This is a genomic window from Leeuwenhoekiella aestuarii, from assembly GCF_004104055.1.
Taxonomy (GTDB): domain Bacteria; phylum Bacteroidota; class Bacteroidia; order Flavobacteriales; family Flavobacteriaceae; genus Leeuwenhoekiella; species Leeuwenhoekiella aestuarii.
The window spans coordinates 1,263,634-1,283,329 of the sequence record NZ_QOVJ01000001.1; the positions used below are offsets into that span (position 1 = coordinate 1,263,634).

Genomic DNA, 19,696 nt, shown 5'->3' on the forward strand with positions numbered 1-19,696 from the left:
TAAGTTCAAAAACATTCATCAGTTCAAATTTTATATGAAGCAACTTTTTATACCTCTTCTATTTCTACTGCTACCTCTTTTAACTCTGGCTCAAACTAAAGCAGGTGGACTTGTGTTTGATGAAGGCGGTAATCCGGTACCTTTTGCAAATGTGGTTTTTGCTGGTTCTACTGAAGGTACTATCACAAATGAAGACGGAAGGTTTTATTTACAGTCAGATAATACGTATGATGGCCTTAAGGTAACTTTTGTAGGCTTCCAGCCTAAAGAAATAAGTCTTCCGCAGAAAGTGAACTACAATCTTGAAATCACACTGCAAGAAGAGACCGAAAGTTTGAATGAAGTTGTAATCTATACGGGTAAACAGCCTAAAAAAAATAACCCTGCGATTGACATTTTGAGAAAAATATGGGCAAACAAGCGATCTAACGGTTTAAGCCTGGTTGATCAATATCAATATGATAAATATGAGAAGGTAGAATTTGATTTGAATACAATAGATAGTGCTTTAATAAATAGTAAGATTTTTAATAAAATGGAATTCATCTTTGATCAGATGGATACTTCTAGAATTACAGGTAAAACATACTTGCCAATTTTTATTAATGAACGCAGCAGTCAGGTTTTTGGAGATAATATATTAGGTAAGGAAAAAGAAGAGTTAGAAGGAAACCGCAACAGTGGGTTCAGTACAAATCAAACATTAATTGCATTTATTCAGGAACTATACAATGACTTTAATGTATACGATAATTACCTGAAATTTTTTGACAAAAGTTTTGTGAGTCCGTTATCTACGACAGGGATTGACACCTATAATTATGTGTTGTCAGACAGCGCATATATTGAGAATAAGTGGTGCTATAATATTATTTACTATCCCAGACGCTCTAATGAGTTGACTTTTAAAGGAGATTTTTGGGTAAATGATACCACTTGGGCAATTAAAGACATCAATCTTCAGGTTAATAAAAGTGCTAACATAAACTGGGTTAAGGAGATTTACATCGAACAGGAATTTGATGTGCTCAATGATTCATTATTCTTAATTACCCGTGATTATTTTCTTTCAGATTTCGCTCTGCGGAAAAAAGAAGGAAGCCGTGGTGTTTATGGGAAACGCACAACCTTGTACGATGATTACAAGTTTGATAAACCCATGAAGGAGAGTTTTTATGACGAGCGTGTTACGCGTTATGAAGAAGATGTGTACACCAAGCCCGATGAATTCTGGGAAGAAAAGCGTCTAGAGCCTCTGAGTAAAGACGAAAAGGGCGTTTATGTAATGCTTGATTCACTTAAAAAAGTACCGAAATTTCAGCGGTTTTACGATGTAGGTTCGGTTTTGGTGAGTGGTTATTATGAGTGGGACGATGCCAACCTAGATATAGGTCCGGTATTTTCTGCATTTGGTTTTAATGACGTAGAAGGTTTGCGCATTAGAGGAGGTGCCCGTACGTATTTTGACCAAAATGATCCCCGGCGTATAGAAGGTTTTGGAGCATATGGTTTTAGGGATAAGAAATTTAAATTCGGGTTATCTGGTAAAGCATTACTAGATCACAAAGCCCGACTGATTTTATCTGGGGGCTACCGCCAAGATGTAGAACAAATTGCGGCCAGTCTGACCACATCTACAGATGTATTAGGACGTAATCTGGCTTCATCATCATTAGTGACTGTGGGCAATAACGATCAGCTTACCAGCATTAAGTTGGCTAATTTTGCTATTGAAGCAGAATTTTTAAAGAACCTAGTGGTACGATCTGATATGTCATACCGTACACTTAAATCAGCTTCGCCTACTTTCAATTTAGATTACTATACAGATTTTACGCAAAGCGAAATTAAGTCTGAAGTTAAACAGGCAGAATTTGTATTGAGTGCAATTTATGAGCCGGGTAAACGCACTTCAGGTTATGGCGTAGAAAGAACGGTGACTAACGAGTGGTTTCCCACTATATATTTTGGCTATACAAAAGGTGTAGAGGGACTTTTAGATAGTGATTTTGATTATGAAAAGTTACAAATGTCTTACCGTCAACCCTGGCGCATGGGAGGTCTTGGGACTTTCAGTTCTACTATAGAAGCTGGTAAAACTTTTGGTGAAGTGCCTTTAGGGCTGTTGAGTGTAGTTCCGGGTAATCAGAATCTGTTTTCTATTTACGGTACATTTCCGCAGTTAAACTATTATGAGTTTATTACAGACACCTATGCGACGCTGCACTTAGAACATAACTTTGGGGGGCGTATTTTTGGTAGGATTCCATTTTTGAAAAAATTAAATCTGCGTGAAATCATAGGTTTTAGAGGAGCTTGGGGTTCTATTTCAGATGAAAACCAACTTATAAATGCGACAAATATTGAGTATATCGCACCCAATAAAAAACCATATTATGAGTATAGTGTAGGTATAGGTAATATTTTAAAAGTGCTGCGTATAGACTTTAATTTTAGAGGTAATTATTTAGATACTGCGGATGCACGCAAATTTGGTGTAACCGGAGCCTTAGAGTTTTCATTCTAAAAAACTGATAGTCAGATATCTGATTATTTTTATATTTCATAAACGAAAACGTTATAACGTCAGCTAGTTGTTTTCTTTTCAGGGTTTTTCTTGTAGTAGCTTGACTTTTAGACTATTTTTGCCTCCCTATTTTAGGTTAATAAACAATAGAAAATTAAAGCCAAAATAAATATGACAGCAGATAGTATTTCAACTTTTGATGTTCTGATCGAAATACCAAAAGGAAGCCGTAACAAATATGAATATGATTTTAAGTTGAAAAAAATACGTTACGATCGTATGATTTTCTCTTCAATGATGTATCCAGCAGACTATGGTTTCATTCCAGAAACTTTAGCATTAGACGGTGACCCTCTTGATGTTTTAGTTTTGGTTACAGAGCCTACTTTTCCAGGTTGTGTGATGGAAGTTAAGCCTATTGGAGTTTTTCATATGACTGATGAAAAAGGTCCTGATGAAAAAATCATTTGCGTACCGGTAAGTGATCCTAATGCAAGCCGTTTAGAAGATTTAAGCGATTTAAATCCACATTTAATTAAAGAGATCGGGCATTTCTTTCAGGTTTATAAAGATCTTGAAAAGAAAAAGGTTGATGTAGGTGGTTTTGGTGATGTAAATGAAGCAAAAGAAATCATCAAACAATGTATAGATCGTTATGCTGATAGCGATGTGCCTAAAGAAGAAGTAAGTATCGACTAAGTATTAAATACATTCTTGCATACACAAAAAAGACCGCTGTTTAGCGGTCTTTTTTTGTAAATTATTTTCTGTAATTTGAGTGAGAAATGATATTAACCTCAATTTTACTACATTAGTATTACTTAATCAATTCTCTTTTTATGGAATCAAATATTATTTATGTGCCAATTGCATTGGCTGTTTTAGGCCTGCTTTTTATGTTTTTCAAAATGGCTTGGGTAAAAAAACAAGCAGCAGGAAACGACAAAATGCAGAGTATTTCCAAAAGTATTAAAGAAGGAGCTTTAGCTTTTTTAGCTGCAGAATATAGGCTCTTACTTATATTCGTCATTATCGCATCTGTTCTTTTATTTATTATATCAAACGTTGTAGTTACGACAAGTTGGTTAATTGTTCCCGCTTTTATAATTGGTGCATTCTTCTCTGCACTTGCAGGAAACATAGGTATGCGTATCGCTACAGATGCAAATGCACGCACTGCTGAAGCTGCAAAAACAAGTTTACCACAAGCTTTAAAAGTAAGTTTTGGTGGCGGTACCGTGATGGGATTGGGTGTTGCTGGTCTTGCTGTTCTGGGATTGAGTTTGATCTTTTTATTCTTGATGGGAAGTTTTCTAACGGAGGGCGGAGATTTTTATAACGAGATGACTGTGGTTTTAGAAACACTCGCTGGTTTTTCTTTGGGAGCTGAATCTATCGCATTATTTGCTCGCGTAGGTGGAGGTATTTATACTAAGGCGGCAGATGTAGGTGCTGACCTTGTAGGTAAAGTAGAAGCCGGGATACCAGAAGATGATCCGCGTAACCCAGCAACTATTGCAGATAATGTAGGGGATAATGTAGGGGATGTTGCCGGGATGGGTGCAGATCTTTTTGGTAGTTATGTAGCAACGGTTTTAGCGGCAATGGTTTTGGGGAATTACCTCATACAAGATATGTCTCAAGGTGGTCAGTTTACAGATGTTTTCAATAATATGGGGCCCATCTTACTTCCTATTGTGATTGCGGGTGTAGGCATTTTAGCATCCATTATTGGAACTTTTTTAGTAAGCATTAAAAATAATGAGGCTAAAGAAACTCAAGTGCAACGTGCACTAGATATGGGAAATTGGGTTGCAATCATACTTACTTTAATCGCAAGTTATTTCTTGATAGACTGGATGTTGCCAGAGGTGATGTCGATGCAATTTTTTGGGGAAGGTTATAAAGATATTGCTTCAATAAATGTGTTTTGGTCTGCATGTATAGGTCTTGCTGTTGGTGCATTAATTTCTGTAGTTACAGCGCATTATACAAGTTTAGGTAAAGGCCCTGTTCTAGATATTGTAAAGAATTCTTCAACAGGCGCGGCTACTAATATTATCGCTGGTCTTGCGGTGGGTATGAAGTCAACGTTTCTTTCTGTTTTGCTATTTGCAGCGGCAATATACGGTTCGTACGAACTTGCAGGATTTTATGGTGTTGCTCTTGCAGCTTCAGCGATGATGGCAACTACGGCGATGCAGCTGGCCATAGATGCTTTTGGTCCCATTGCAGACAACGCAGGTGGCGTTGCAGAGATGAGCGAGCTTGAAGATCACGTACGCGAGCGTACCGATATTCTGGATTCTGTGGGGAACACCACTGCAGCTGTTGGTAAAGGTTTTGCGATTGCTTCAGCGGCCTTAACAGCTCTGGCACTTTTTGCAGCTTATGTAACTTTTACAGGTATTGACGGGATTAATATTTTTAAAGCTGATGTGCTTGCAGCGCTTTTTGTAGGAGGGATGATCCCGGTTATATTTTCGGCATTAGCAATGCAATCAGTAGGCAAGGCAGCGATGCAAATGGTACAAGAAGTGCGCCGCCAGTTTAGAGAGATTCCGGGTATTTTAGAAGGAACAGGAAAGCCAGAATACGGCAAGTGTGTTGAAATTTCAACAAAGGCTGCATTACGCGAAATGATTCTTCCCGGATTGATCACCATAATAACACCTGTCCTTATGGGGTTGATTTTTGGAGCTGAACCTTTGGGAGGTTATATGGCAGGAGTTTGTGTGTCAGGAGTTATGTGGGCGATCTTTCAGAATAATGCAGGTGGAGCTTGGGATAATGCTAAAAAGTCTTTTGAAGCCGGCGTAGAGATTGATGGTAAAATGGAATATAAAGGTAGCGAAGCACATAAAGCTGCAGTAACTGGTGACACTGTGGGTGATCCGTTTAAAGATACTTCTGGGCCTTCTATGAATATTTTGATAAAACTTACCTGTTTGGTTGGCCTAGTTATTGCTCCGATTTTGGGTAATCATTCTGATGGAATGGCTGAAAATTCTCAAGAGATGCAGGTTGAGGTGAAAATTAAAAAGGAGTCTGGAGAGCTGATGAGTGCTTTAATAACGGAAACAAAAACCATAAATGGAAAGGTTCAGATTACTGAAAAAAGAGTTACAGGCACTGAAGCTGAGATTGATAAAAAATTACGAGCTTATAACAGTAAATCAGGTGCTAGTGACGGGAAAGTATTAGGAAAAGAAGTTGAAATTCAACAAAAACAATAACGTATTCTTAAGACAACTTTACCATAAAAATCCCGGTTTCTCAATCGGGATTTTCTAATTTAAAGATATGCTGAAAGATGTTTTACAAAAATTACGATTGCATCCTCAAGATCCCTTGCAAATACATGGGTATCAGACTTATGGTACTGATGATCATTTATATTTGATAGGAAGGGCTTTAGAGGATGAGGGAGTTAACTTGGATAAAACGGGATTCGCTAATGCGTTTAAAAATGCTTATAAACAATTCCGTAGTGATGAATTGCCTAATGCAAAATTGAAAATAAGGCTTTCGGATGATCGTGTTTTTTATACTAAAACCGACCTCGAAGGCTATTTTAAAGTGGATCAGGAAGTGGATGGGTTACGAGAGTTAACAAATGATCAGGGCTGGTTGCAATTGGAGTTGGGGTATGATGATGAGAATCAAAAGCGATTGATTCAGAATGATAACCGTTTTCCCGGACAAATGCTTATTCCATCTAAAAAAGCAGAGTATGGTGTAATCAGTGATATAGACGATACCATTTTAAGAACGGGGGTTACTTCTTTATTAAAATGGCGCGTAATATTTAATACACTTTTTACAGATGTAGGAAACAGAACACCATTTAAAGGAGCTGCCTCTTTTTATAATAAATTGCATTTAGGAAAGTCTGGCGAGGCTTCAAATCCTATGTTCTATGTGAGTAACAGTCCGTGGAATTTATACCACTATCTGCAGGCATTTATCAAGAATAATAATTTTCCGAAAGGAGCGATATTGTTACGTGATTTTAGAACGCCTTTTGATCGCACTCCCAAACCGGAAAAACCACATAAACAGCACGAAATACGTAATATCTTGAATACTTATCCTGAGATGCAATTTGTGTTAATAGGGGATAGCGGTGAGCACGACGCAGATATTTATATAGAAATTGCAGAGGAATTCCCTGAGCAAATAAAAGCTATTTACTTACGCAGCGTAAATCACGAAAAGCGAGTTTTTCGCGTACGCGGTTTACTAGAACGTTTTGAAGTCACCCCTGCATTATTAGTTAAAGAGAGCGTGATGGCAGAAGATCACGCTCGAGAATTGGATTTAATTCAGTAATCAGAGTTTATTCTACTTCCCGAACTACAAAAAAACCGTCATTACCTTGGGCTTGATAAAGCGGCATAAAAATATATGCATCCCAGGTACTAATTATTTTTTTACCATTGTGAATTGCTAGCTGTTCTCCTTTTTTTATGGGTTGAAAATTTTCATAACCGGGCTCCATTTTAAACGTATCACCATTTTTAATTTCGTGACGGTGTTCTATCTCAAAAGTTTTTTGATCTGCTTTCATAGCTTCAATATAAGCAGCGGCTTCAGGATATGTTCTAAGTTCATTTAGATCTAGATTACAGGCTTTAGCCAAAGCTAGCCAGATCATTCCTTCATGATGTTTTACAGCATCAGGACTTTCGTGCTGACCGCCTTCAAAAACAAAACCAGTGACCCCAATGCGACTTAGATAATGATCTATACAACCGTAAACAATGTCAGAAAACCCTCTTATTATATATGGTGGAAATTGATGTGCCCAGTTATCGTTGTCGTTTACATCTTGCACAGAAATATAAGGTTTACTGGCTGATGAGGTTGTATGGCAATCTAAAAAATAGCGTTTCTCATACTGAGACTCGGGATAATTTTTAAGTACCTCAATGATACAAAACATCTCTTTTTTTTCATGCGTATCTGTGATTTTATTAGCGATGTTTTCTTCCGTCCAGGTACGGTTAAGATCTTCATCTATATACCGTACATTGTTTTCTAATGCTTCCCGATTTCCTGAAACGGCAATTAATCTACCGCGTATTTCAGGTTTGTTTTCAGATAGAACATTAAGTACTTTTTCTAAAGCTTGTAATCCGCTGGGTTCATTTCCGTGAATTCCGGCACTTATAAATAGTAAAGGGCCGGTTTTGTGTGAGGTGTATTCACCCAACACTCTTTTATAGGTAGTTTGTGATGTGTTCATGACTAGACTTTTTAATGCATAGAAGCCAACTCTTTGTTTGAAAAACTGTGGTTATAATACTTTTTGTAGGATACTTTTCGCTCAATAGCTTCAATCACAGGATCTGTAAATTCTGGTAAACCTATCTCTTCGCAATAATCTAAGCCACCCGGACTCAATACATTAATCTCAATAAGTTTATCGTCAACAACATCAAGACCTACAAAGAAGAATCCGTCTTTGATGAGTTTTGGGGCAGTCACTCCAACAATATGTTCCATTGCTTTGGTGAGCTTAGCTGGTTTTGCAGTAGCGCCTAGAGAAAGATTACTTCTAAACTCTGCCTTATCACTATTTACGCGGCGAATAACTGCCAGTTCTCCATTTTCTTCAAGAATACGACCGTTCACCAATATGATACGCACATCCCCTTTACTAACTTCTGGTAGAAATTCTTGAGCAATTACATAGCCCAATTCTGTTAAGCTGGTAATGATCTGGTTGAAATTTTTCTTCTCTTCATCAATAAGGTATACGTTTTGCCCACCAGAACCTTCAAGAGGTTTTAATACAATCTTTTTACCGCATTTTTTCCAGAATTTAAGAAGTTCATTTTTATCACGGGTGATCAAACTTTTAGGTTTAATAGAAGACGGTAATTCTTCAAAGTAAAGTTTGTCTATAAATGCGTTAGACATAGCATCAGCATCATTAAGTACAAGTACACCTTGTTCCTGTAGCATACGCCCAAAAGAAATCCCGGAGTGTTCTGCCCAGTGTCTTGAGCTGGTTTCTTCGGTAGGATTGTTTCTTAAGAAAACCACATCAATTTTAGACGAATCTTGTAATTTCCATTCTAATTCATCATCCTGAACTTGTTGCCAGAATTCTTGTGATGTTTTATATTTTAAATCCTTTGGAATCAATTTAGATGTAAGTTTTATGGGAGCACCCTGATAAAAATTAAATCCGCCTACATTCATAACATAAACTTCGTGACCCCGTTGATGGGCTTTTCGCATTAAAACTACAGATGTGCCTACCGGCTCGGTCGCTACATCACTTATAACAAAACATATTTTCATTTTTAGATCATTTTAGATAGTGTGATGCCTTCTTTAAAGGCATTTAGTTTGGTTGAAAAATCTTCGTTTTTAAAATAACGAGGAATAATTTTTGGCGGATTGAGCAGTTCACGTTGCGTTAAATCATTAATAATGTCCACGTGTTTTAAAGCAAATTTTCCTGCCAGTAGCGGTTGTAGATCACCGCCTTTGCCTAAGTGATCCCGAAGTTCTACGAGACCTTTTAGGTAGATAATATCTTTTAAAAAACCACCTCCCTGAAACATTCTGGAAGTGACGTTGAATGCACGTTCTTTTGTGAAACCATAATCAGTATATAGATGATGAAAAACCGATTTAAAGTCGGCACCATTCATTAGATCTTCTCCCGCAATGACACGCCCGGCGAGTATTCTAAGTCGATTCCCTGTAAGTCCGCCTCCTAAATATTCAGAAAGAACTGCAATACCTTCTTGAGTTGCATCATAATCTGCAAAGCCTGCCGAAAGCTGGCTCAACGCCTGTTGACTGCCGTTAAAATGAGTTAGTGCGTGTGTGCCTATCTCATGCTGAATCAATGCCTGAGCTTCATTTACTGTCATTTTATAATCTTCAGGCAAATACAACTCACCATTAGAAACCATAATAATATTGACATCATTTCTTATGTGAACCGTACCTTCATAATGCGGTGCTTGTTCTTTAAAGAAATCAAATTCAGTTTGCGCCATTTTTTGAAACTGATGTGCATCAATTGTTTTTTCTAAAGTTTCCTCGTGATTCTCAGAAATGGTTTCTAGAATGAGCTTTGCTTCGGCTAAAACATTTCGCGGAACACCTTGATATAAGCGAATACTACTGTAGAAGAAATTTTTAGAGCCACGCTCTTTAAGCATTGTGAGCTCTTTGTCTAATTCTTCGCGCTTTTCATTATATAAATAGGAGAGCGAAGGATCATCGATCTCATCAATTCTCAAATTATACAATTCGCGTTTGAGCAAATCAGGATCTACCGGAAGCAAGCGATAATGATACGAGTCTATTTCTTCAAAGCTGGTCTCAAAAAACTTTTTACGTAGCGCCTGAATATTTACAGGAGCGACCAACCATAAAAATTCATAGCGTGATTGAATTTCAGTGATCTGACGGTCTATTTTTAAGACCTCTTCGTGAATGCGTCTACGTCCCAACGTGTGATAGCTGTGAATGTCTGACGTGGTTTGCACTCTAATGAACTCATAGATTGTTTTCTGAATTGCTTTGGCAAACTTGTCTCTAAACATTCTAAAATAAAGCGGATACACTTTTCCCGACTTGTTGCAATAAACCGGCGGAAGTTCTAAGCCTAATAAGGTTCCTCCAGTACTTTTGAGTTCGTTAAGATTTATTAAAGACTCATCGCCCGGTTTTTGCCGGTTTTTGGTATGACTTATTTTAGCGTCTAGTTTTACTTTATATCTTCTGCTATCTATTGCAGAAAGTTCTTCAGAAAGCGTCTCTAAAGAAGCTGGTAATTTATTAGCCGGACCTTTAATAATAAAATTGGTGCTGTTTGGTTCACCTTGGTACAGTTCAACTAAAATAAACGAGCCAAAACGCTTAGCCATTTTAGCAGTAATTTTTTTAATAAAATCTCTGAAATATTCAAAATGAGAGTCTCCAATTATGAGATATGAAGCTCCCGTTCTAGCAAGGCGTAGCGTGGCTTTATCCTTAGGTTTTTTACGGTAAATAAGTAATGCAGGTACGTCATGCTCAAGCACAAGAAAGCCACCATAAGGCAGTTCGCTTATCGTGCGCTTTCCGGGTTCTAAATCTGCTAAAAGATCTATGCTTTCATTTAACATGGTACTCATTCTGCAAGGTTTGTTTAACCAAATTAGCAGAAAGAACTATCTGTAGCAAACGTTTGCGTGACAGAAGCCTCAGGTTTAAGAGAAGTTTGGCAGGAAAGGAACTTGCTTTAACACCGCCTTAGCGAAGTTGAGCAAAATCTGTCTCAAAACAGGATGTAATTTTTTTATAACTTACCTCTATAATTTTTTTTCTATGAAATTTTATTTGTCAAAAATCTGTATTCTGACGTGCATTTTATTTGTTATTACATCTAGTCAATCAATTGCTCAAAAAGCTACAGAAGAAGTCCTGAACGCTACATTTTCTAAAGCGCAACTTGAGGATAAAAAAGTTTTAGTGATCTTTCACGCCTCCTGGTGTGGCTGGTGTAAAAAAATGGAAAAACAACTGAAGGATCCTCAAATCAGTGAATCTATTGACGATACTTTTGTCATTACCTACCTTGCCGTAATGGAAGCAAAAGATAAAAAAGATCAGGAAAATTCCGGAGCTGCTCACCAATTCCTTAGATAAAAAAGGAAACAACTTAGGCTCTCCTTACTCTGTACAAGAAGTAGCTGTTTTTTCAGAAAAACTAAAGGAATATACAGATCTTTCGCCTCAGCAAATAAAAAGTATAGCCGACGTATTTATTGAAAAATAAAATGCTTGTTTTAAAATAAACCGTTGATCTCGGCGTCAATTTTATTGATGATATCACCCAGATCTTCAGGGTTGTCCACAAAATTGATGTTGTCTACATCAATGATTAGTAAGTTTCCTTTGTTGTAATCGTGAATCCAGGCCTCGTAGCGCTCATTCAGTCTACTTAGATAATCTATAGAAATCGAGTTCTCATATTCTCTACCGCGTTTGTGAATCTGGGCTACAAGATTAGGGATACTGCTGCGTAAGTAAATGAGCAAATCAGGGCCTTGTACAACGCTTTCCATCAATTCAAAAAGCGAACTGTAATTGTTAAAATCACGGTTAGTGAGTAAACCCATTGCATGCAGGTTAGGCGCAAAAATATGCGCATCTTCATAAATCGTGCGATCTTGAATAATGTCTTTACCGCTTTCCTGAATCTCAAGTAATTGTCTGAAGCGACTGTTCAAGAAATAAACCTGCAGATTAAAAGACCAGCGCTCCATCTCATTATAAAAATCATCTAGATATGGGTTGTCTACCACATCTTCAAATTGCGGTTGCCAGTTGTAATGCTTTGCAAGAAGTTTTGTGAGAGTGGTTTTTCCGGCGCCAATGTTGCCTGCAATAGCTACGTGCATGAGATTAAGATTTAGGTAGGTTTAGTTTGTAGATTGAGATTAAATCAGGACGGTAAAGATACAGGTTTCCTCCTTTCAAATAAAACTGATTACTGCCTTGCGGAAGGTTTTTTAGCAATTCCCATTGAGGATTTTTCTCAAGCTTTATAAAAAGTTTGTTGTTCTGAATACTGAATAACTTTTCATTAAATAAAAAAATATCAGAAATAGCTTTATTTTCTTGTTTGCTAAGTAAGCTCCCATACTGATTGTAATGATATAAATAGGTTTCGGTTAAAACCCAGCATGTATTAAAATCTCCTGCGATCGCAAGAGCGATATCAGGCTGAGGTGTAAAATTGCTGTCTACAGTGTTATTCTGATAATCAAAAAGTTCTAAGCGCTGCAGGTCAGTATTAAATATCCATAGTCTGCGGTCACTTGCCGTGCGCGCGTGACTTACATTTCTAAAGGGTTCTGACTCATTAAAATTAATGCGTGTAATTTCATTTAAGGTATTATCAAGAATAAGTGCGGTATTGGTTTCGGCATAAAAAACCGTGATTTTTAAAGGATTGATAAGGTCAACACTACTTATATCACCCAGACGCAAATCGCTAAATTGAATGCTTTGGTTATTACCGGCTTTAAAAAGCGCTCGTCCTTTGAGGTAATACAAGTTGTTATAAGAATCAACACCTATAAACCGGTCAGCTTTTAGCGGTGTGATGGTGTCCAGTACATGTGCTACAACGGCGGTTGTATCCTGAGCAAAGGATAATCCGGGGAGAACGAGCATTAAAAAGACCAATAACCGCATTCCGGAAAAATACGAAAAAGGGTGCTAAGCACCTCTTAAAACCAAGTGGTAAAATAAGGCCTATTAAACCCTGGCCGATCTTAAAGTTAACACGTCAATTTATACCCGTAGCCCCGTACGTTGATGATTTGAATGCTATCATCCTTAGCCAGTTTCTTGCGGAGTTTAGAAATAAAAACATCCATACTGCGGGAGGCAAAAAAGTCATCTGTATTCCAAAGTTTGTTGAGGATCAGGCTGCGGTCAAGCACCTGATTTTTGTTTTTAACCAGATGAAAAAGCAAATGCGCCTCGCGATGCGTGAGCAGAACGAGTTCGTCATCTTCATACTGTAGGGTCTGTTTCGGAAAATTTAACAGATAGCTGCCTATTGTGAGAAGTTCGGAGTTTTTTTGAAGGTTTTTGCGCTGTACCAGATTGTGAATGCGTACGATGAGCTCTTCCATACTAAAGGGCTTTTTGAGGTAATCGTTACCACCTATGCTAAAGCCTTCAACTACATCGCTGGTTTGCGATTTGGCCGTTAAGAAAATGATGGGGATGGTGTCATCCTCCTGACGGATTTCTTTAGCTAACGTAAATCCGTCTTTTTTGGGCATCATCACATCGAGCACCAGGGCATCATAGTTGTTTTGAGCAGCCAGCTTATAGGCTTTATCCCCATCTTCAGCGAGATCAACCTTAAAATCCCGGGTTTCCAGACTTTCTTTGACTATTTGCCCTAAAGCGGCCTCATCTTCTGCAAGTAGAATGTTCAGTTTTTCAGGCATAAGGCAATTCAATTTTAAAAGTGGTTTTATCATTAACAGCAACGCTGATGCTTCCGCCGTGTTTTTCAATGATTTTTTTGGTGTAGTAGAGCCCTATTCCAAAGCCTTTTACATCGTGCGTGTTTCCTTTTGGAACTCGGTAAAACTTCTCAAAAATTTGTTTTGCTTCTGCTTTGATAAGCGTTTTACCTGAATCAGAAACCTTAATTTGACAGGTGTTCTTAGTTGCAAATAAGCCTACAACTATACTATCTCCACCATATTTTACAGCATTGTCCAGCAAATTATTTAAAGCGTTTTCAAGATGAAATGCATCTGCAAAAACTTCAATAGCATCACCCGAATCTTCAAACGAAAAATGCTTTTGGGGAGCCAGCGTCTGATGTTTCGTAATCAGATTGTTGAGCAGATTATTTACAATAACGGGTTCTTTGTTTAAAGCGAGTTCGTCACCATCAAGCGTAGCGGTTTCCAGCAACTTTTCAACCATCATGGTAAGTTTATCCAGCTGATTGGTCGAGGTGTTTACGTACTTATCGGTTTTGATCGGGTCGTTTTCAGTATTAAAATTTTTAATGCCTTCCAGCGCAACACTTATTGTGGCAATTGGCGTTTTAAACTCATGTGTAATGTTGCTGATGAGGTCATTTTTGACTTCGGCAAGTTGTTTTTGCCGGTTAATTATTTTAAGCAAAAATATAAGGCAGGCGATTACTGCACTCATTAAAACAGAAGATAAAATAATACCTCCTATAATTCTTTTGAAAATAGTGGTTTTAATGTCTGTAAAATATAAATTTAGCGAACTGTCTTTAGGAAGAAAGCTACTTGTAGAATAGGTGTGCAGTCCAGAACGTCTTTTTATATCTGGACTTACTATTTGTTTTACATCTTTAGAATTTATAAACTCTAAAGATTTAGCAATATCAATGTCTCTTCTTAATAATTCCACATTCAGCAGACTATCCATTTTTTCAAGTTGAAGGGTGTCTTCGGTAATAGAAACTACAATTTTAGACGTAAAAACTGCCCATGGATTGAGGCTGTCACTCTGCGTTTTACGCCCCGAATTAATTAATTTTTGAAATTCTTTTGGGCCTATAGGATTAGATTTGAGAGAATCAAAGCCTTTGTATTGTTTTAAAAAGGATATCGGATTTACAGAACTAGATTCAGTAGAATCAGTACTCTTTAATTTTGAAGTATGTGGTATTTCATCTGATCTAAGACTATCTAAACCTTTTAAAATATGTATTGATTTAATCTTGCCGGGTTTAATAGAGTCGAGTCCTTTAAAACCCTGACTGCTTAAATCAATTCTCTTGAGAATACTATCAATTTTTTGCGTGGTAGATGCTTTTTGTGAATTGTTGTCAATCAACAAACTCAACGTATTATTCTTAGCTAATACTGTATAATAGGAGTCAACAGCATTATCCAGACTAGCTTGTAATTCATCTATAAGTCTAAGACGTTCTGTCTCATAATTTTTTATGTTCCAATAAAACTGAATGGAGAGTGTAACGAGTATTACCCCGCTGATAAAATAGATTAAGATAAGATAGTTTCTGTTTTTCATAGTTCAAATGTAAATTCAAATATCGAGAACAGATTCTTTGGTTAACACTCGTTAACGTTGGTTAACGCTTTTGTTCTAAAGACTTAGGCATCTTTGTTTCAGAATCAATCAAAAATCGAACAGTTATGAATATTAAAATGTTATCCATTCTTATTTTCTTTCTCGCTTTCGCGGAAGCTTTACAGGCTCAGGAATTTCAGGGCGTTGCCACCTATAAATCCAGACGTCAGGTCAATCTTAAAATGGAGGGTAAGAATATGACCGATGCGATGCAAAAGCAAATCGCAGATCAGCTTAAAAAACAATTTGAAAAAACGTATACGCTTACTTTTGACCGCAATCAATCGCTTTATAAGGAAAATGAAAAGTTAGCCAAGCCTGATGTGGCCAGCTCCGGAGGGTTTCAGATTAAAATCAGTCAGAGCCGGGATATTTTGTATAAAAATACGGCAGCTAAACGCTACGAACGGCAGGAAGATGTGCTGGGTAAAATCTTTTTGGTTCAGGACAGCCTTCAGAAACCCGATTGGCAATTGGAAAAAGAAACGAAATCTATTGGCGATTATACCTGTTTTAAAGCCACCCGTACCGAAGAGGTAACCAGCCAGACGTTTGAGTCTGATTCTATGAAAACCAAAGATACCACCTACACTAAAACCATCACGGCCTGGTATACCCCACAAATTCCCGTAAGTCACGGTCCGGCGATGAACTGGGGTCTGCCGGGTCTTATCCTTGAAATTCAGGATGGTAAACAAAGTATTTTATGCAGCCAGATCGTACTCAACCCGGAAGATAAAATAGAAATTGAGGCTCCTGAAGGCGGAAAAATTGTTGATGAAGCCAGTATGAAAGCCATTCAGGAAGAGAAAATGAAAGAATGGATAGAGCGCAACAGCAGCAACCGCGAAGACGGTAAAAGCTTTACGATAAAAATAGGTGGTTAAGGGTCAAAGCTGTTAAACCTATTTAGAAATTATGAGTCCAAGAGCGATAAACTTTTTGACTTATGAAAATCTACAGCATACTCCTGATCTTGACGGTATTACTCGCGTTACCCGCTCAGGCTCAAAAATTTGATGGCGGTATCGCCACCTATCAATCTAAAACCTCGTTTGATATGGACAATTTTGGCGGTCGCGAAATGAGCGAGCAGATGAAAAAGCAAATCGCCGAGCGTATGAAAAGCAGGCTTGAGAAGACGTTTACGCTTTCCTTCAACAAAGACGAGTCTATTTATGAGGAAGAGGCCAAGCTTGAAACTCCCGGCGCCGGAGGCGGAATGCGCTTTATGGGTGGCGGTTTTTCGCAGGGCGGAATTTATAAAAACATTGCAGACGATGTCTACGCGCGTCAAAATGAGTTGATGGGCAAAACATTTTTAGTCAAAGACACCCTTGCTAAGCTCGATTGGAAGCTGGAGAAAGAGAGTAAAATGATCGGGCAATATGCCGCTTTTAAAGCTACTGCAGTGCGCAAAATTGAGCAGAATCCATGGGAGGCTTTACGCCGAAACCGAAATGCGGAGGCAGACAGTACGGCTGCAGAAGCACCAAAGGAAATGGTAATCACTGCCTGGTACACCCCACAAATTCCCGTAAGTCAGGGACCCGATGAATACTGGGGATTACCCGGTTTAATCCTGGAGGTTAGTGCCGGTCCTACCGTGATTTTATGTAACAAAATTGTCATCAACCCGCAGAGTGGTCTCGATATCGAAATGCCAAAAAAAGGTGATGAAGTTACCCGTGAGGAATACGAGAAAATCCTTGCCGAGAAAACCAAAGAAATGAGCGAGCGTATGGGCGGCGGTCGTGGTGGTTTTAGAAGGGGCAGAGGCTAAGCCAAACGGGTTGCAACTACAATCAATCAAAAATCAATGAAATACATTATTCCTTTATTTTTAGTGTTTAGCCTGGCGGCGAAAGCACAAAGTGTACGCATAAGCGGTACGGTAAAAGACAGCATTGGCACCCCGCTTGAGCTGGCAAACATCATAGCAACCCTTGCAGATACGGGTGAGATGGAATCTTATGCGATCTCCAATTCAGATGGGCGGTATCAATTTAATCTGCCTTCTGGGGCGTCCTACTCATTGGTTGCAAGTTTTCTTGGGCTGGCACCCACTACAAAAGAGATTAGCATAGCAAAAGACGCCGAATATCTCAATCTGGATTTTGTGCTGATGCCTGCCGCAAACCAGCTTGATGATGTGGAGATCGTTTACGAAATGCCCGTGGTCGTACGCGGCGATACCATAGTTTACAACACAGATAGTTTTACTAACGGAACCGAGCAAAAACTGGGCGATGTGCTTAAAAAACTCCCCGGCGTAACAGTAGATGAAGACGGACAGATTCAGGTTGAAGGTCAGACTGTTTCTAAAGTGATGATTGAAGGAAAAGATTTTTTTGACGGCAGCTCTAAGCTGGCTGTTAAAAATATTCCGGCAGATGCTTTGAAAAAGGTGGAAGTATTAAAAAATTACAATGAAGTAGATCAGATGCGCGGTTTGGGTAATGACCAAAACAACGTGGCGATCAATCTTAAGCTGAAGGAAGGCAAGAAAAACTTTTGGTTTGGTGAAGTACAGGGCGGTATTGGCGATGGAGGGGAAACCCGTTATCTGGGTAGCGCCAAGCTGTTTTACTACAGTCCGAAAGGAAGCATCAACCTAATTGGTAATACCAATAATACCGGCGATGTGCCATTCACGTTTCGGGATTATTTCAACTTTACCGGAGGTTTTAGAAACTTCAATCAGCGAGGCGGGACCTCGTTCAATATTTCAGACAGCGGACTGGGCTTTTTGGTCACTCAAAATAACCGCGCGCTTGAAATCAATACTAATTTTGCCGCTGCAAACTTTAGCTATGAGGCCTCAGATGCCTGGGATTTGAGTGGTTTTACTTTATTTAGCGACAATTCTACCGATTTCTTTCAGCGTTCTCTTCGCAACTATATCGCAACTCAGGCAACGGAGGTAAATACCGAAAACAGCAATCAGGCCAATCAGCTGGCGATGGCAAAATTCAGCAGCATTTATAAACCGAATGACAAGCTGCAAATAGACTATGATGTTTTGGCTAAAAAATCGAAGCAATCTGAAATGACGGATGCGCTTTCAGTTTTTACCCGAAATGATACAATCATTAGAAACCCGATTGCCGAGCAAAAAGACAATCAGCCTTTTAGCTTAAATCAAAACCTGAACGCCTATTATACGCTTGACGATAAGAATATTTTTGCCGGGTTTGTACAGCATCTGTATCAAAATGAAGATCCGTTTTACAATGCGATCCTGGGGCAGCAGCCTTTTACAGAAATCCTTCCGCTAGATACGCTTCAAAGCAAAACGCGTTTTGACATCAATCAGGATAAGCTGATCAAAACGAATAAGCTAGACAGCAAGATTGATTATTACTACGTGATCAACGACAAGAGCAATCTTAATCTTACGGTGGGAACGACGCTGAGCAGGCAGGATTTCAATTCAGGAATTTTCCAGATTTTAGAAGACGGAACCGTCAATACCTTTGTAGGAGACAGCCTTAATAATGACGTAACTTATAAGTTTACCGATGTGTTTTTAGGCGCACACTACAAGTTTAAAACCGGAATTTTCACGTTTACTCCCGGTGTGACGCTGCACAACTACACGGTTTCTTCAGAACAGTTGGGGGCCAAAACCAGCAGTAATGAATTCAAATTGCTTCCGGATTTGTTTGCTATTGCGCAGTTTAAACAAAGCGAAAGCCTACGCCTCAATTATCAAATGACGGCAGATTATACAGACGTTAATAATTTCGCCGAAGGCTATGTTTTCAATAACTACAACCGGATGTTTTGCGGTAACCGGGATATTGAGAACGCTATTTTTCATACGGCCAGCCTCAGTTATTTCAACTTTAATATGTTCAACTTCACAAACCTGAACGGGGGCGTGAGTTATACTCGAAGAGTTGATGCGATAAAAAGTCAGACGGCTATTAACAGCATCAATCAGGCTTCATCGCCTATCAACAGTAATTTTGTAGATGAGGTATTAAGTGCCAACGGGCGTTTTCAAAAAACTTTCAGGAAGTGGAAAGCTAATTTAAGCGGAAACGTCTCGTATAGCGAACTCAATAATATTGTAAACAATCAGCCTGCTTTGTCGCAGAATTTTACGCAGAACTATCAGGGGAGTGTGGAAACCAATTTTAAGAATGCTCCCAACTTTGAGGTAGGTTACAACCGAAGCATCAATAATTATCAAAACGGAAATAGCGACCGCACCTTTTTTACAGATCGTCCTTTTGCTAACGTAGATGTGCGATTTTTAAAGGGCTTTACCTTTACCGCAGACTGGAGTTATTACAATTATTATGATAAAGACGACACCGTGCAAAACGAGTACGCCTTTTTTGAAGCCTCTTTGCGGTATCAGAAACCGGAGAGCAAGTGGGAATTCATGCTTGACGGTACTAACCTACTTAATGTAGATTCCTTAAACAATGACAATTTTAATGAAAACTTTAGCACCACAACCGAGTATTTTGTGATGCCGCGCATCGTGATGTTCTCGGTGCGATACAATTTATAGAAGGCAGTTTAGTAGCGTTT

At 38.6% G+C, this 19,696-nt stretch carries 15 protein-coding genes; 8 read left to right on the forward strand and 7 right to left on the reverse strand.

Features of this window, described 5'->3' with window-relative positions; translation table 11 throughout:
• The first annotated feature begins 34 nt into the window (after positions 1-34).
• The 4 genes from DSM03_RS05575 to DSM03_RS05590 all read left to right on the forward strand — a co-directional run bounded on the left by DSM03_RS05575 (position 35) and on the right by DSM03_RS05590 (position 6,859).
• Positions 35-2,527 (forward strand): DUF5686 and carboxypeptidase-like regulatory domain-containing protein, encoded by a 2,493-nt coding sequence (locus DSM03_RS05575; protein WP_128759998.1) that lies wholly within the window; start codon positions 35-37, stop codon positions 2,525-2,527.
• 171 nt (positions 2,528-2,698) lie between these two features.
• Positions 2,699-3,226 (forward strand): inorganic diphosphatase, encoded by a 528-nt coding sequence (locus DSM03_RS05580; RefSeq protein WP_128759999.1) that lies wholly within the window; start codon positions 2,699-2,701, stop codon positions 3,224-3,226.
• Positions 3,227-3,366: 140 nt separating this feature from the next.
• Entirely contained in the window at positions 3,367-5,763 is a 2,397-nt protein-coding gene (locus tag DSM03_RS05585) for a sodium-translocating pyrophosphatase (RefSeq protein WP_128760000.1), read from the forward strand.
• 67 nt (positions 5,764-5,830) lie between these two features.
• Positions 5,831-6,859 carry an App1 family protein gene (locus DSM03_RS05590; protein ID WP_128760001.1) on the forward strand — a complete coding sequence of 343 codons (1,029 nt, stop codon included), beginning with the start codon at positions 5,831-5,833 and terminating at the stop codon, positions 6,857-6,859.
• A gap of 7 nt (positions 6,860-6,866) precedes the next feature.
• Here the strand turns inward: DSM03_RS05590 and DSM03_RS05595 are convergent, their stop codons facing one another.
• The 3 genes from DSM03_RS05595 to DSM03_RS05605 are packed head-to-tail and all read right to left on the reverse strand — an operon-like array spanning position 6,867 to position 10,674.
• The gene (locus tag DSM03_RS05595; protein WP_128760002.1) at positions 6,867-7,775 is read right to left on the reverse strand and encodes a M14 family metallopeptidase; all 909 of its coding nucleotides are present in this window, start codon (positions 7,773-7,775) and stop codon (positions 6,867-6,869) included.
• An 11-nt stretch (positions 7,776-7,786) separates the two neighbouring features.
• Positions 7,787-8,839, reverse strand: a complete 1,053-nt coding sequence (locus DSM03_RS05600; RefSeq protein WP_128760003.1) for an ATP-grasp domain-containing protein — start codon at positions 8,837-8,839, stop codon at positions 7,787-7,789.
• A gap of 2 nt (positions 8,840-8,841) precedes the next feature.
• Positions 8,842-10,674 carry a peptidase MATCAP family protein gene (locus tag DSM03_RS05605; RefSeq protein ID WP_236638718.1) on the reverse strand — a complete coding sequence of 611 codons (1,833 nt, stop codon included), beginning with the start codon at positions 10,672-10,674 and terminating at the stop codon, positions 8,842-8,844.
• A gap of 193 nt (positions 10,675-10,867) precedes the next feature.
• Here DSM03_RS05605 and DSM03_RS05610 point away from each other — a divergent pair, with 193 nt between their 5' ends.
• Entirely contained in the window at positions 10,868-11,188 is a 321-nt protein-coding gene (locus DSM03_RS05610; RefSeq protein WP_128760004.1) for a thioredoxin family protein, read from the forward strand.
• 140 nt (positions 11,189-11,328) lie between these two features.
• Here the strand turns inward: DSM03_RS05610 and DSM03_RS05615 are convergent, their stop codons facing one another.
• The 4 genes from DSM03_RS05615 to DSM03_RS05630 all read right to left on the reverse strand — a co-directional run bounded on the left by DSM03_RS05615 (position 11,329) and on the right by DSM03_RS05630 (position 15,091).
• Positions 11,329-11,943 carry a deoxynucleoside kinase gene (locus DSM03_RS05615; protein WP_128760005.1) on the reverse strand — a complete coding sequence of 205 codons (615 nt, stop codon included), beginning with the start codon at positions 11,941-11,943 and terminating at the stop codon, positions 11,329-11,331.
• Positions 11,944-11,947: 4 nt separating this feature from the next.
• A complete protein-coding gene (locus DSM03_RS05620) occupies positions 11,948-12,721 on the reverse strand; it encodes a hypothetical protein (protein WP_128760006.1) in 774 nt (257 codons plus the stop codon).
• Between the two features lie 107 nt (positions 12,722-12,828).
• Positions 12,829-13,512 (reverse strand): response regulator transcription factor, encoded by a 684-nt coding sequence (locus DSM03_RS05625; RefSeq protein WP_128760007.1) that lies wholly within the window; start codon positions 13,510-13,512, stop codon positions 12,829-12,831.
• Positions 13,505-15,091, reverse strand: a complete 1,587-nt coding sequence (locus DSM03_RS05630; RefSeq protein ID WP_128760008.1) for a sensor histidine kinase — start codon at positions 15,089-15,091, stop codon at positions 13,505-13,507. Before DSM03_RS05630 ends, DSM03_RS05625 begins: the two co-directional genes overlap by 8 nt.
• 125 nt (positions 15,092-15,216) lie before the next feature.
• Here DSM03_RS05630 and DSM03_RS05635 point away from each other — a divergent pair, with 125 nt between their 5' ends.
• The 3 genes from DSM03_RS05635 to DSM03_RS05645 all read left to right on the forward strand — a co-directional run bounded on the left by DSM03_RS05635 (position 15,217) and on the right by DSM03_RS05645 (position 19,676).
• Positions 15,217-16,038, forward strand: a complete 822-nt coding sequence (locus tag DSM03_RS05635) for a GLPGLI family protein (protein WP_128760009.1) — start codon at positions 15,217-15,219, stop codon at positions 16,036-16,038.
• A 62-nt stretch (positions 16,039-16,100) separates the two neighbouring features.
• Positions 16,101-16,934, forward strand: a complete 834-nt coding sequence (locus tag DSM03_RS05640) for a GLPGLI family protein (RefSeq protein WP_128760010.1) — start codon at positions 16,101-16,103, stop codon at positions 16,932-16,934.
• Positions 16,935-16,970: 36 nt separating this feature from the next.
• Complete coding sequence (locus DSM03_RS05645) at positions 16,971-19,676, forward strand: carboxypeptidase-like regulatory domain-containing protein (protein ID WP_128760011.1); 2,706 nt, start codon at positions 16,971-16,973, stop codon at positions 19,674-19,676.
• The last annotated feature ends 20 nt before the right edge of the window (positions 19,677-19,696 follow it).